General features: G+C 68.6%; 12 protein-coding genes. 7 read left to right on the top strand and 5 right to left on the bottom strand.

Translation table 11 applies throughout. From position 1 onward, the window contains the following. Positions 1 to 135: 135 nt before the first annotated feature. Genes RWH44_RS03535 through RWH44_RS03555 form a run of 5 tightly spaced genes read left to right on the top strand, consistent with a single transcriptional unit; the run spans position 136 to position 5,679 of the window. Complete coding sequence (locus RWH44_RS03535; protein ID WP_316003489.1) at positions 136 to 1,290, top strand: glycosyltransferase; 1,155 nt, start codon at positions 136 to 138, stop codon at positions 1,288 to 1,290. Between the two features lie 4 nt (positions 1,291 to 1,294). Next, positions 1,295 to 1,996, top strand: coding sequence for an acyltransferase (locus RWH44_RS03540; RefSeq protein ID WP_298871030.1), 702 nt, complete (start codon positions 1,295 to 1,297; stop codon positions 1,994 to 1,996). Next, positions 1,993 to 3,084 (top strand): glycosyltransferase family 4 protein, encoded by a 1,092-nt coding sequence (locus tag RWH44_RS03545; protein WP_316003490.1) that lies wholly within the window; start codon positions 1,993 to 1,995, stop codon positions 3,082 to 3,084. The genes RWH44_RS03540 and RWH44_RS03545 overlap by 4 nt, the downstream gene beginning before the upstream one ends. Further along, positions 3,081 to 4,469, top strand: coding sequence for an O-antigen ligase family protein (locus RWH44_RS03550; protein ID WP_316003491.1), 1,389 nt, complete (start codon positions 3,081 to 3,083; stop codon positions 4,467 to 4,469). Before RWH44_RS03545 ends, RWH44_RS03550 begins: the two co-directional genes overlap by 4 nt. Beyond that, positions 4,450 to 5,679, top strand: coding sequence for a polysaccharide biosynthesis protein (locus tag RWH44_RS03555; RefSeq protein ID WP_316003492.1), 1,230 nt, complete (start codon positions 4,450 to 4,452; stop codon positions 5,677 to 5,679). The genes RWH44_RS03550 and RWH44_RS03555 overlap by 20 nt, the downstream gene beginning before the upstream one ends. Positions 5,680 to 5,753: 74 nt before the next feature. Here RWH44_RS03555 and RWH44_RS03560 read toward each other — a convergent pair whose 3' ends face one another. Continuing rightward, positions 5,754 to 6,479 (bottom strand): hypothetical protein, encoded by a 726-nt coding sequence (locus tag RWH44_RS03560; RefSeq protein WP_316003493.1) that lies wholly within the window; start codon positions 6,477 to 6,479, stop codon positions 5,754 to 5,756. A gap of 278 nt (positions 6,480 to 6,757) precedes the next feature. Between RWH44_RS03560 and RWH44_RS03565 the strand changes: the two genes are divergently transcribed. Together RWH44_RS03565 and RWH44_RS03570 are read left to right on the top strand one after the other, a co-directional pair. Continuing rightward, positions 6,758 to 7,738: a nucleotidyltransferase family protein gene (locus RWH44_RS03565; protein ID WP_316003494.1), complete on the top strand. Its 981-nt coding sequence runs from the start codon at positions 6,758 to 6,760 to the stop codon at positions 7,736 to 7,738. After that, positions 7,739 to 8,029: a PqqD family protein gene (locus tag RWH44_RS03570; RefSeq protein WP_298871016.1), complete on the top strand. Its 291-nt coding sequence runs from the start codon at positions 7,739 to 7,741 to the stop codon at positions 8,027 to 8,029. A 36-nt stretch (positions 8,030 to 8,065) separates the two neighbouring features. Here the strand turns inward: RWH44_RS03570 and RWH44_RS03575 are convergent, their stop codons facing one another. The 4 genes from RWH44_RS03575 to tuf all read right to left on the bottom strand — a co-directional run bounded on the left by RWH44_RS03575 (position 8,066) and on the right by tuf (position 13,119). Beyond that, positions 8,066 to 9,637, bottom strand: coding sequence for a tyrosine-protein kinase domain-containing protein (locus tag RWH44_RS03575; RefSeq protein ID WP_316003495.1), 1,572 nt, complete (start codon positions 9,635 to 9,637; stop codon positions 8,066 to 8,068). 181 nt (positions 9,638 to 9,818) lie between these two features. Then, positions 9,819 to 10,700 carry an AraC family transcriptional regulator gene (locus RWH44_RS03580; protein ID WP_316003496.1) on the bottom strand — a complete coding sequence of 294 codons (882 nt, stop codon included), beginning with the start codon at positions 10,698 to 10,700 and terminating at the stop codon, positions 9,819 to 9,821. A 303-nt stretch (positions 10,701 to 11,003) separates the two neighbouring features. Then, positions 11,004 to 11,672 (bottom strand): hypothetical protein, encoded by a 669-nt coding sequence (locus tag RWH44_RS03585; RefSeq protein ID WP_316003497.1) that lies wholly within the window; start codon positions 11,670 to 11,672, stop codon positions 11,004 to 11,006. A 253-nt stretch (positions 11,673 to 11,925) separates the two neighbouring features. Then, positions 11,926 to 13,119 (bottom strand): elongation factor Tu, encoded by a 1,194-nt coding sequence (gene tuf, locus RWH44_RS03590; RefSeq protein WP_058595425.1) that lies wholly within the window; start codon positions 13,117 to 13,119, stop codon positions 11,926 to 11,928. Positions 13,120 to 13,231 lie beyond the last annotated feature (112 nt).

Consider the following 13,231-nt stretch of genomic DNA (forward strand, 5'->3'; position numbering starts at 1 on the left):
TCCGGCGTCGAGCGCAACGGGGCCCGTCGCGCAAATCGGTATGCTAGCGGAGTCGAATGGAAAGACGGTTGATGCACAAAGTGCCAACCCTGGGGGCTCCGTTCGATTCCTACCCGCCGAAAGACGAGGAGCCGCGTGGGATCCGACCGCACGCCGTCCGTCGCCATCATCGGCACCCGGGGGTATCCGAGCTATTACGGCGGATTCGAAACCGCGGTGCGCCGGCTCTCGCCGTACCTCGTGGAGCACGGGTGGGATGTGACGGTCTACGGCCGCCCCGGCTCGATCGAACTCGACGATCCCGAGCGCGACCGCCGCGTGCTTTCGCGGCAGACGAAAGGCATCGATTCCCGCGCTCTCAGCACATTGTCGTATGGATTCACCTCCACCTTCGATGCCGTCCGTCGGCGTCCCGATGTGGCGCTCATCATGAATGTCGCCAATGGTTTCTGGCTGCCGATGCTGCGTGCGCGCGGCATCCCCACGATCGTCAATGTCGACGGCCTCGAATGGGAACGCGAGAAATGGAGCGCGCTCGGTAAGGCCGTCTTCAAAGCGGGGGCGCACGTCACCGCGAAATGGTCGACGGAAAGAGTCGTCGACGCGCGGACGATCGGTGACGCCTGGCAGTCGCGTTTCGGTGTCGGGGGCGAATTCATCCCCTACGGCGCCGACGCGCCCGCAGCGCTGCCCGTCGAACCCGGCTTCTCGCATCGCGGGTACGCCTTACTCGTGGCGCGTTTCGTGCCGGAGAACACCGTCGGCCCGTTCTTCGACGCCGCCGAACGTCTTGCCGAAACGCATGACGTCATCGCCGTGGGTTCTGCGGGCTACGGCGGTGAGCTCGACGATCGGGCGGCAGCCCTCGCCGCGCGGCTGCCGCGCTTCCACTGGTTCGGACACGTGCACGACGACAACCGCCTCGACAGCCTGTGGCAGCACGCGGGCGCGTACTTCCACGGACACAGCGTGGGGGGCACCAATCCCGCTCTCGTGCAGGCGATGGCCGCAGGAGCTCCGATCCTGGCGCGCGACACCGTTCACAGCCGCGAGGTGCTCGGAGCGGAAGCCGGTGACTTCACCGGCCCGGCTCCCGCGGACATCGAGGCTTCTCTCCGCCGTCTGCTCGATGACCCCCAGAGGCAGCAGCAGCTCAGCGCGGCGGCGGTGGAGCGGGCCCGCACGGCCTACTCCTGGGAGAGCGTCAACGCCGCCTACGAACGGCTGCTGCGCTCGCATCTGACCTCCGCGGCCAACCGCGTGAACGAAGCGCAGGAACGGGAACGCTGACGCCATGGGCATCGCCGGCAAGATCATCCATGAGCAGCGCGAACGTCTGCGCGAGGCCGGTAGTGAGCGGTGGCGCATCGTCAGCGCACAGCTGGCGGGCAAGGTCGGTCCCATGGCCGTGCGCGGCGCGCTCCTCGCCCCCCGCCTCGGAACATCGCACGGTCTCCCCCTGATCGGACGAGGAGTCCGCGTCCGCAACCCACACCTCGTGCATGCCGGTCGCGATCTCGTCGTCGAGGACTTCGCCGAGATCCAGGGCCTCAGCCGCGATGGCATCCGGTTCGGGAGCGGAGTGTCCATCGGAACGGGGACGCTCATCCGCCCCAGCAGCTACTACTCCCGCGCGATAGGCGTCGGCCTCGTCATGGGCGACGGCAGCAGCCTGTCACCGGGGTGCTACATCGGGTGCTCCGGCGGAGTGAACATCGGCGAAAAGACCATGCTCGGTCCCGGGGTCCGCGTCTTCGCGGAAGACCACGTGATGAGCGACCCCTCGCTCGACGTGAAGTCGCAGGGCGTCGAGTGGTCGCCCATCACCATCGGATCCGGATGCTGGATCGCCAGCGGAGTGACCATCACCTCGGGAGTGACGATCGGCGACGGCGCCGTCGTCGCCGCCGGCGCGGTGGTGACCCGCGACGTCCCCGCCGGCGCCGTCTACGGCGGCATTCCCGCCCGCGAGCTGAAATCTCGGGGCGCGGAGTGAAGACGAATCGCTGCATTGTCATCCACCCCTCCGACGAAATGTACGGCGCCGATCGTGTGCTTCTCGAGGCGCTGCGGACGGCACCCGCCGATCTCGACGTCGAGGTCTGGCTGCCCACCGACGTCGAGTACCCCGAACGACAGCTGACGCGTGCGCTCGAAGATGCCGGCATTCAGGTGCGTCATCTCGCTCTGCCCATCATGCGCAGGGCCTACCTGCGTCCGGCGCGACTGCCGGGACTGGCATGGAGGACGCTCATCACGAGCGTGCGCCTCCTGGCGGCTCGCCCCCGGCTCGTCTACCTCAACACCGCCGCCGCGGCCCTTGTCGCGCCCGCCGCCCGCGCCTCGCGCGCACGTGTGGTTCTGCACCTCCATGAGCACATCGACGAGCGATCGCGCGCCGTCGTCCCCTTCCTGCGTTTCGCGCATCGCATCATCGCCGTGAGCCGTGCGGTCGCCGATGTGCTGCCCACGCCCCTTCGCGCGCGCACACGGGTCGTGAACAACGGCTTCTCCGCTCAACCGCCGACCGAGCTGCCCGGTTTCGCCGGCGGCATCCGCCTGGTCGTCGCGAGCCGATGGAACGCCTGGAAGGGGCACGGCGTCCTGCTGGCCGCGTGGAACGCTGCGCGACGCGAAGACCTTCATCTCACGGTATTGGGCGACAAGCCGCCGAGTGGCGAGGCGGTCGACGTTCCTGCGCTGGTCGCGGCCTCCCCCCGACCGGACACCATCACCGTCGTGGGCCCGACCGCGGATGTGCGTGCCCACCTGGACGCCGCCCATGTCGTGATCGTGCCGAGCATCCTCCCCGACCCACTGCCCACGATCGCCATTGAAGCCCTCGGTGCGGGGCGCGCTCTCCTCGCAAGCGACGGCGGCGGCCTGCGCGAGATCGCGGGGGACAGCCCGTTGCTGGTCGCCCCGGGAGACGTGGACGCATGGACCCGCGCGCTGGAGGGCCTCGACGAAGACACCGTCCGCGCGGCCGCGTCCGTTTCTCGTGGTCGTTTCGAGCAGCTGTTCTCCCGTGAGACCTTCGATCAGCGTATGCGCGACGAGCTCTGGAGCGAGGTCGCACGATGACGATCTCGACCGCATCGGCCTTTCAGCGGCCCTCATTGACCGGCCGGACCCGCCTCCTCACACTCGGCCTCATCGCCGCGGTGGTGGTCAGCTCGTTCCTGGGCCGGTACGACGCGGAGATCCTCGGGTTCCGCGTGCGCGTCGAACAGGTCGTCCCGCTCCTGTTGACGGGATGGATGCTGACCCACCCGACCCTGCGGTCGGCATTCCTGCGCGCTCTGCGGCATCCGGTACCACTTGTCTTCGCCGCCTTCGTCGCGTGGAACATCGTGGCGACGCTGATCTTCTCGCCCAGCCTCACGTGGAGCGCGTCGATCCTCGTGTGGTTGATGATCGATCTGTTGCTGCTGGTGTCGATGATGGCGCTCGCGGAGGGAGCCGAGTTCGCCGGTCGGCTCGGACGCCTCTCGGTCGCTCCCTGGGCGCTCGTCGGCTTCGCCGCCTACGCCGTCGCGAACCTCACCCGCGGTCAGGTGGCGATCGGCGCGGACTTCGACTACCTCTACGAGGTCTACGTCGCCCGGGTCACCGCGATCGAGGCCAACATCTACGCCTCGATCCTGATCTTCTGGACGCTGCTCGCAATCACCCGGCGCGGCATCGGACGATGGGAGATCGCGGCGATCGCCGTCTCCGTGCCCCTCGGTCTCGTGGCGTCGCAGACGCGCACGGCCGTCTTCAGTCTCGTGCTCGGACTCGCGGTCTTCGGGTTGTTCACCGTTTTCTCGCTCCGCTCGAGCTGGGGGGAACGCGTGCGGCGCATCGCGCCCGCCCTCGTGCTGATCGGGACGCTCGTGGTCACCTACGGAATCGTCGCCGCGCTCGGGGGCACAGAGCCCGCGGATCGCACCCTGCCCGCGGCGACGGCCTCCGCCCCGATCTCGACCGGCGCCCCGGCGACCACGCCGACGGTGTCCCCCTCCCCCGCCCCGACCCGAGAGCCCGACCCCACCAACCCCGAACAGCAGAACAAGATCGGCGACGTCGACTTCCAAGGCGGCACGATCGGCTTCCGCCTCGAGGTCGCCGGTCTCGCCGCGCAGGAGATGAAGGGCATCAACCTCTGGTTCGGCAACGGGACGAACACTTTCGGCCTCCGCCACGATCAGCCCGGCACACCCGGCGTCAGCGGGCACATCATCATGCTCCCCGTGCAGGTGCTCTACGACGGGGGCATCGTCGGCCTCGGCCTGCTCGTCGCACTCTTCATCGCGGTCTTCGTCTGCGTGCCGCGGCCCCGAAAGCCCGTCGCAGCCGGCCTGCTCGCCTCCTACCTGCTGTCGGCGACCCTCACGAGCATGTTCTGGTTCGCCGTCACCTGGATCCTCATCGCGGTGCTGCTGCGGCCCCTGACCGAGGACGAACGTGACCTCGACCGCACCTGAGGCACCGCGTCCGCACCGAGCCCGCAGCGTCGCCCTGCTGACCGGGGTGTCGGCCCTCTCAGCCATCTCGCCCCTGATCGCGCTGCCGCTCATCACGCGCGCCGCCGGCCCCACGGGCTTCGCGGAGATCGCGATCGGTCAAGCCCTCGGAACACTCGCGGCCACCCTCATCACCTTCGGCTGGGCCGTGCGCGGTCCGGTCGAAGCGGCGCGGTCCTCCCATCCCTCGCGTGTCTTCCGCGCCAGCATCGTCGTGCGGGGCGCGAACAGCATCGTCATCCTCCCCGTCATCGCCCTCGTCGCGGCCATGGCGAGCCATGCCGATGATCACGCGCTCGCGATCGTCTCCGCCCTGGCCTTCTCGCTGCAGGGGCTCTCGCTGAGTTGGTACGCGGTGGGCGTCGGTCGCCCCCTCCTGGCTCTGGTCTTCGACGCGGTCCCCCGCATCGTGCTGAACCTCGCCGGCGCCGTCATCGCCCTGGCGACCGGCATCCCCCTGCTGTATCCCGTAATCCTGCTGGCAGGGACGTTCGCGGCGTTCGCCCTCGCGACGTGGCTGATCGGCCTGCGCGAGCGATTCGCCATCGGCGAGGCGCTTCGCGACGCGCGGTCGGCGTATCGCGGAGGCTGGCGCACGGCGCTGGCCGCGGGGTTGCTCACGTTCTCGGAGACGGCCCCGCTGTCCACTCTCGGCGTGGCCGCCTCGCCCGCGGCGATCGGGTTCGCGCCCTTCGACCGGGTCCTGAAGTACGGCTACATCGGCGTGTACATGATCACGTCGTCGTTCCAGGGATGGGTGTCATCGGCGACCGAAGCCGCCGGGATCCGACGGATGCGGAGAGCGGTCGGCATCCACGGGCTGCTCGCTCTCGCATTCGGCGCCGGCTTCGCGCTAGTGGCCCCGTCGGCGACCCCGGTCGTGCTCGGACCCGGCTTCGAGATCACCCCGCTCACCGCACTCTTCGGCGGCATCGCCCTCGCCGCGATGACCCTGGCGACCGCGCTCGGAATGTGCGTCGTGCTGCCGTCCGGGCGCGACGGGGCCTACCTGGCCTCGGTGTGCGTGGCGGCCGTGCTCATCGTGCCGGCCGTCCTGATCGGCGCCGGTGTCGGCGGCGTCGCCGGGGCCGCAGCCGGTGTGGCGACGGTGCAGCTCTCGGCGCTGCTGGCGCTCAGCGTCGCCGCGCTGCCGACGTTACGCGGTCGCTGAGGGCGGCCCGCAGGGACCGGTGGTCGCTGTCGCTCGAGGAGCGTGCCCGGGTCACCGGCCCAGGCCGGATCGACTCAGGCCAGCACGTAGCCCGCAGCCGCCATGGCGACCCAGACGGCGGTGAAGACCAGGCCTGTGAGCAGGGGCCCCCACGACCGACGCGAGAGGGCGACGAACACGGATGCCGCGAGCCCGAGGCCGATGAGCAGGGCCCGGGGCATCCCCGACACCGTCGGAGAGAACACCGCCGGAACGACCGCGAAGGCGAGCGTCGACGCCGCTGCCGCCACGACCCGGCTCCACACCGAAGACAGGCGCGTGGCGGCGAACGACTCGGCGGCGGGATAGACGAAGAAGATCGCGAAGAACGTCAGGCCCAGCACGACGACGAACGGCGCCGCCACTCCGAGCACGAGCCAACGCGGGGAGAGCGCCGCGAGCGCGGGGAACCCGAGGTCGCCGGCGAACACACCGGTGAGGAACGGCAGGATGACACCGAGCACGAGGGCCCACAGCACGTCGAGCGCCCGGAGCGAGAAGAACCCGCTCACGCGGGTACGCGCCGCCAAAGCGAGTCCCGTCGCCCCGAGGATGAGAGCTGCCGCGAGACCGCCGACGCTGCGGCCGGTGTCACCGTCGAAGGCGACCGAGGCGAGCGAGCCGACGGCGATCGCGACGACGAGCGCGCCGACCGCGGCAGCGAGGGGCTTCCACGTGCCGGCGAAGCCGCCGTGCGCCCGTGAGCCGGCGTCGCGGTCGCGGCGTGCGCGCGCTGCCGAGGAGACGTCGTCCCCGCCCACGCTCTGCGACAGATCCGCGGACGCCGTTCTGGTCGCCGACCAAGGGGTATCCTCCCCGCCGTTCGGTACGCCGCTGACAACGTGCGCTTCCCGACGGGATCTCCGGCTCGGGCCGACGGGAGCATCATTCACCCGCTCATCATACGGGTTGCACCCGAATCGGCCCGGTGGCAGATGGACACACGCCCCGGGACGATCATCCGTCGCGCCCGCCCGGGTGAAGACTCAAGTAGGCTCGCGCTCACGCGCTGGATGAAGTGGGGACGACCGGAACGCTGATGGCAAGCACACGTCGCCGTGAGGGGAGCCGCGTCGAGACAGGTTCGACCGGAACACCGGATGCCGGCATCGAGCTCGTCCCTCTCCCCCACAACGTGGCGGTCGAGCTCCTCGCCGCAGCGGTGAACGATTTCGCGCAACTCCACGGCATCCGCATCCTGACGATCAAGGGCCGTGTGCTCGCGGACCAGGGGCTGCGCGCAGTCCGCGGATCCTCGGATGTCGACGTGCTGGTCGACCCGTCGGCGTTCGAACGCCTGTGGGCGATCCTGCGTTCGAGCGGATGGACCGATCGAGACAGGGCGGTCCTCGTCGACCTCCCCCGGGAGGGGACCGTGCTCGCTCCCCACGCCAGGACCCTCGAACACCCACAGTGGCCGTGCCATCTGGATCTCCACCGGTACTACCCGGGGTTCCTGAATCCCGCTCAGGATGTGTTCGACACGCTGTGGGATGCCCGCACCACGATCGTCCTGGCGCACCGAGCCTGCCCGGTCCCGGGCGTGGCCGACCATTGGCTCATCGCAGCGCTGCACGCCACGCGTTCCCGCGACACCGGCCAGCTCGCCGACCTCGAGGAACGCGCGACTTCACGCCTGTCGACCGACCTCAGCGACCTCGCGGAACGAGCGCAGATAACGGGAGCGGCCGGCCCTCTGCGCGAGACGCTGCGCAGCCTGACCGGCGCGACCGTCACTCTGACTCCCGAAGCCGACCGGCTGACCGCGCTGTGGCGGCGTCGCGTCGAATCCCCGGACGATCTCCCCGAGACCCTCGCCGAACAGTTCGCCGGCGCGAGCTGGTCGACGCGCGTTCGCCTGGCGGCTCGGAAGCTCGTCCCGAGCCCGCGCTTCGCTCAAGCGTTCTTCGGTGTCGCAGACGATCCGCTCAGCCTGCTTCGGTTCTATTTGCACCGCATCGTGACAGCGCCGGTGAAGCTGCTCCGCATCCTCGCCGCCGCACGCCGACGGAGGCCCTGAATGACCGACTCGACGCCCGTGTGGCGACGCGCAGACGGTGTCGGTTGGACGCAGGAGGGATCCGCCGCCTACATCGCTCTCCCCGCTCGGACGACGCCTTTCGCCGTCATCCGACTCTCCGAGGTGGGGGCCGCCATCTGGGAGCTCGTCGATGGTCGACGTGACGAGAACGAGATCGTGGCCGAGATGGTCCGACTCTGGGAGGTCGACGAGACCGACGTGCGACCGACGGTCGCCTCCTTCATCGAAGCTCTCGCCTCGAAGGGTGTGCTGCAGCCGACCGGTCACTGAGCGAGACCGATCAGGCCTCCGCCGCGGCTCGTTTCCTCATCGAGCCGCACGTCGGGAACGCCGCGACGGCGAAGGACCCTCACCGGGCGCCGGGACGGCTATCGCCGTACTTCTGCGGGTGCCGCCCCCCTCGGTCTTTCGAGAGGAACCTCGCGCCTCCGTCGCGGATGACGTCGACGGGCCCGCGGCCGTGACGGGCTCCGGAGTCGCCGACGGCGGGGCGGCGTAGTAGTCGCCGGTGTACTGGTAGTCGTCGTAGCCTCGTCCACGACCGCGGACGGGCACGCGGTTGATGACCACCCCGAGGCAGCGCGCATTCGCCTTCTCGAGGTTGAGCATCGCCTTGTTCAACGTTTCGATCGTCGTCTTGCCGACGCTTGCGACGACCATCACGCCGTCAGCGTGGTGTCCGAGCACCGCGGCGTCGGTCACCGGGAGCAGCGGCGGGGCATCGATGATGATCGTCGCGTCAGCCGAGAGCGTGCGCATGAGATCGCGCATGCGCTCCGACCCGAGCACCTCGGAGGGGTTCGGCGGGAGCATCCCCGCGCCGAGGACGAGGAGGTTGCCGTCGACGCCGACCGGTTGCGCGACCTCGTCGAAGAGGGCGCGTCCGGCGAGCACGTCGGTCAGACCGGCGCCGTCGATGAGGCCGAAGATGTTGGCGACCATGGGCCGCCGGAGGTCGCCGTCGATCAGGACCACGCGCTGCCCACTCGCTGCGAGCACGATCGCGAGGTTCGCGCTGGTCGTGGACTTCCCGTCACCGGGGAGCGGACTGCTGATGACGATCACGCGCGGAGGATTGTCCACGTCGATGAACTGGAGGTTCGTGCGCAGTTCGCGTAACGATTCCGCCACCCGGAAGAACTTCGCTCGAGCGCCTCCGCTCATGCCGCCGTCGAACGGAACGAGTCGTCCCGTATCGGAGAAGGACTTCTCGAGCGGAATGGTGCCGACGACGGGGTGCCCCGTTTCGCGTTCGACCACCTCCGCGGAGCGGATGCGACGGTCGAGAACGTAGCGGACAACGGCACCGGAAACACCGGCGGCGAGGCCGATCAGACCTCCGACGGCGAGGGCGATACGCCAGTTCGGGGAGCTGGGCGAACGGGGCAGCTGCGCGGAATCCCCCGCGACGAGCTGCACGAGCGCCTGACCGCCGTCCCGAGATTCGAGCCGCGAGATCTCCGATGACATCGCCTGGATCCACGCCTGCGCGAGATCACGCGCGCCTTCAGGCGTCGACGCGTTCGCGACGACAAGCAGGTTCACCGTGTCGACGGGATTGCTCACACGTACCTGATCGACGAGTGTCTCCGGGCGGGTGTCGAGCCCCAACTGCGTGATGACGTCTTCCGCGACCGACCGCCACGTCCCCAGGTCGATGTACGACTTGACCTTCGACTTCGCGAGATTGTCGGCGATGAGCGCGGACCCGGTGTCTTCACCCTGCCCCGTCACGGCGACGAAACCGCTGGCATCCGCGGTGTAGACGGGCTTCTGCAACGCCACCCAGCCTGCGGCCGCCCCGATGCCGAGAAGAGTGCCGAGAATCAGCCACACCCAGCCCACTCGAATGATGCGCAGGTAGGTCTGCAACTCCATCGAACACACTCCTCTTCCGCGCCGTCATTGCGACGACGTCGCCCCCCGGAATTCCGCCGCGACGACCGAGAAATGTCTCGGGCACACGATTCTAGAACCCACTCACGTGTCTCGCTGAACACGCTCGAACGCATTCATACCCTCATTCTTAGCGCGCTCGGAAGAGTGGCGTCGACCGACGTCACGCCGACGCGGCCGTGGTCTCGGCAAGCGCGCGCCGCATCGTCCGCTCCGACGCGAAGCCGCTTTGCCGCGCAATGCCCTGCACCGTCATTCCCGAGTCGGCCCGAACCTCCAGGAGGGCACGGGCGAAATCCACGCGGAGCGACCGAAGATACGTCGACGGCGACGTTCCGCGTTTCTCGAAGAGGCGGTGCAGGTGTCGCGATGACACGTGCAGCTCCGCCGCGGCGGCCGCCACCGAGAACCGAGGATCCGTGAACCTCGACTCGAACAGCAACCGGACGCGATTGAACGTGGAGGTTCGCGCCGCCGCGACCACCTCACGCTCCCCCGCGGAGAAGAACAACGCGAACGCGATGTCGAGGAGCGTCCGCTCCATGACCATCGCTTCGACCATGCTCAACGCCGGCCGCATTCCCGCGACCGTCGTCACGTATGCCCGCGCCGCCAGCGCGGCCGTCGTGGCCGACGGCCGACTCGGTACACGTTCGACGTCGAGGCCGAGGTCCTCCACTGCGGCACGCGGAAGCCATAGCGTTGCCGCCGCTCCACGACTCCAGACCAGGCGCATGGGGAATCCGTGCCGAAGGACAATCGGCGCACGGTCCGCCCCCTCGCGCGGCGTTTCGCCCTCGACGATCGCCTGCGCCTCGTCCACGGGGAACACGATCCCGATGTAGCCGGTATCGCCGACCTCCGACCACAGCCACAGATCACCGTGATCGACCGCGTGCAAGGTGATCGCGGCGCGCCCGGCCGAGGTGACGCCGGCCGGATGCGGAATGCGCGACATCCGCAGGTGATCCCGCAGCAGCGCGCGGATCGGGGCGCGATCCGGGCCCACATCGACCGCGTGGGTCGACGATGCGATGCTGCTCATCCGACCCCCCAGCCTCGATCGCAGCGCGAGTGACGATAAGGGGATGTGTCGACCGCCCGCCCGCACGGTCGAAGGATGGTGATGCCCTGGACGACGGCATCCCGCTCCCGCCCCTTACTTCGGGAGACGGGGTGCCGTCGTCCTGATCCGAACGCTAACGACCGCTTTGTGCCTGACGACACCGCCCGCGACGCATTTGCGTAGCGACGTAGGTAGTGCCCCGCGTAACGCGGTCAAAGGGCGATCGGTACTTACTGGTGCCGATCGACGCCTCCGTCGAGCGTTCGGATGCGACGTCCTCGCTCAGAGGATGCCCGCTCCGACCGGCACGAGGATCGAACCCGATGCCGCGAGGGTGCGTCCCGCGATCACGACGCTCACGGAGATGGGGAACGACGCGAGCGCGTTGATGGACAGCCCGGTGCGGTTACCCGCCAGGCCCCACTCGACGGGGATGTCGAGGGTGCCGCCCGACGCGACGCTGACGTTCTTCGTCGTGGTGAACGTCGTGACGGGGAAGCCGTACTGCCCCACGATCGGAGCGCTCTGATACGTCGCGGTGCGCTGGCCGGACGTCGTCAGCGTGCTGTCGAAGCGGTACACGCCGAAGCCGTACGCGCGTCCGACCGAGACGTCGATCCCACCCGGGCGCCCCACGGTGATCGTCACCGTCGCGTTGCCCGACAACGCTCCGGCGCCGTTCGTGATGCGCAGGGTCGTCGGCACCGTGATGGCCACCGCGGCCGTCAGCACCGTCGCCGAGTCGAGCACGTTCAAGGCCAGCAGGCTCGTCACGTTGTTCGTGAGGAGGGCGTTCGCGTTGTTCACCGACGCGGAGGCTGCCGGGGCCGCGACGGCGGCCGCGATCACCGGAACCGACCACGCGGCGCCCTTCAGAACGGTCCGCCGCTCGATACCCCGCGCGGAACCCGTCGCACCCGTCGCCTTGTCCGATGACAGCTCTTCCAACATCGATTCTCCCCTTTTGCGAAAAAGCGGGAACCGGTCGAACCCGCCACGCGATCGTCGCGAAGGGGACTACTGGTCGACATCGGTAAGGTCTCATGGCGTCCGCGAAGCGTCCGAAAATGACCGGCCGAGAAATGCAGAAGCGGGCGCCGCGAACGGCGCCCGAAAGGCGGAGACGGAGGCCGTCGACGGCATCCGGAAACGACGAAGGCCGGGCCCGAAGGCCCGGCCTTTGCCGAGTGAAGTCTGGAGAGACTTACTTGAGGATCTTGGTGACGGTACCGGCACCGACGGTGCGGCCACCCTCACGGATCGCGTAGCCGAGGCCCTCTTCCATGGCGATCGGCTGGATGAGCTCGACCGACATCTCCGTGGTGTCACCGGGCATGACCATCTCGGTGCCCTCGGGCAGCGTGATGACGCCGGTCACGTCGGTGGTGCGGAAGTAGAACTGCGGGCGGTAGTTCGTGAAGAACGGGTTGTGGCGGCCGCCCTCTTCCTTGGACAGGATGTACGCCGTGCCCTCGAAGTTGGTGTGCGGGGTGACCGAACCGGGCTTCACGACGACCTGGCCGCGCTCGACGTCGTCACGCTTGGTGCCGCGGAGGAGCAGACCACAGTTCTCGCCGGCCCAGGCCTCGTCGAGCTGCTTGTGGAACATCTCGATACCCGTGACCGTGGTCTTCTGCGTCGGGCGGATGCCGACGATCTCGACCTCGGAGTTGATCGCGAGGGTACCGCGCTCGGCGCGACCCGTGACGACCGTGCCACGACCGGTGATGGTGAAGACGTCCTCGATGGGCATGAGGAACGGCTTGTCCTTGTCACGCACCGGGTCGGGGATGGACTCGTCGACGGCCTCCATGAGCTCGACGATCGAGTTGACCCACTGCTCGTCACCCTCGAGAGCCTTGAGGCCCGAGACGCGCACGACGGGGGCGTTGTCGCCATCGAAGTCCTGCGACGACAGCAGCTCGCGAACCTCGAGCTCGACGAGCTCCAGGATCTCCTCGTCGTCGACCATGTCGCTCTTGTTCAGCGCGACGAGCAGGTAGGGAACGCCGACCTGCTTGGCGAGCAGGACGTGCTCGCGGGTCTGAGCCATCGGGCCGTCGGTGGCGGCGACCACGAGGATCGCGCCGTCCATCTGAGCGGCACCGGTGATCATGTTCTTGATGTAGTCGGCGTGACCGGGGGCGTCGACGTGAGCGTAGTGACGCTTGGGGGTCTCGTACTCGACGTGCGAGATGTTGATCGTGATACCACGCTGACGCTCTTCGGGCGCGGAGTCGATCGACGCGAAGTCACGCTGAACGTTGGTGGCCGACGGGAACTTGTCGGCGAGCACCTTCGAGATGGCAGCGGTGAGCGTGGTCTTGCCGTGGTCGACGTGACCGATCGTTCCGATGTTCACGTGCGGCTTGGTCCGCTCGAACTTGGCCTTAGCCACTGGGTCCTCCTCAGGACGTTGGTTGCGAGGTCTCGGGCGCTGGATTGCGACCGATTCTTCGCGGGGATGGTTCTCAGATTACTAGAGAGTCGGTATTCAGTTTGTGCGGATG

The organism is Microbacterium phycohabitans (assembly GCF_032464935.1).
GTDB lineage: Bacteria > Actinomycetota > Actinomycetes > Actinomycetales > Microbacteriaceae > Microbacterium > Microbacterium phycohabitans.